A 590-nucleotide genomic window follows, 5' to 3' on the forward strand; every position below is an offset into this window, starting at 1 on the left:
CACTGGCTGGGTGTTCTAACCGATCTTTATAATCGTGGGGTCAAAGATATCCTGATTGCTTGTGTCGATGGCCTGCAGGGCTTCCCCGAAGCCATAGAGAGCATCTACCCCAAGACCGAGATCCAGCACTGCATCATCCACCAGATCCGCAACTCCATGAAGTATGTGGCTTCAAAAAATCAGAAGGCCTTTATGGCTGATTTGAAGTGCGTCTATAAAGCGGCAACGCTCAATGCTGCTGAGAATGCCCTGAATGAACTGGAGGCTAAGTGGGGAGATAAATTGTAGTAGTTCAGACTTGATCTGACAGTTACCGGTTTTTCAGAAGGTGCTTTGTCAGGTCAAATTCAGTTTACGAGTTTTTCCTTCCAGATGCTTTTTCCATCTTCAAGTGTTGCCATCGGAGTGCGGCCACAACACTTTTTACCCTGATGGGTACGGTCATTATTGTAATATGTGAGCCATTCGTCCAGATCCTTTTGTAACTCTTCTATTGATCCATAGATCTTCCGGCGTAATGAAGGCTGGTAGAACTCTTGTAGAATGGTTTTATGGAAGCGCTCACAGATGCCGTTGGTTTGTGGATGCCT

General features: G+C 46.1%; 1 protein-coding gene and 1 pseudogene. One reads left to right on the forward strand and one right to left on the reverse strand.

The window, feature by feature from the left end; genetic code table 11:
* Positions 1 to 282: pseudogene (locus ACCI49_RS25045) on the forward strand (transposase); the annotation flags it as partial.
* Between the two features lie 65 nt (positions 283 to 347).
* Here the strand turns inward: ACCI49_RS25045 and ACCI49_RS25050 are convergent.
* Positions 348 to 590 (reverse strand): integrase core domain-containing protein (locus ACCI49_RS25050; protein WP_371840492.1); only part of this gene is annotated, 243 nt, incomplete at its 5' end.

Source organism: Microbulbifer epialgicus (genome assembly GCF_041447265.1).
Lineage (GTDB): Bacteria > Pseudomonadota > Gammaproteobacteria > Pseudomonadales > Cellvibrionaceae > Microbulbifer > Microbulbifer epialgicus.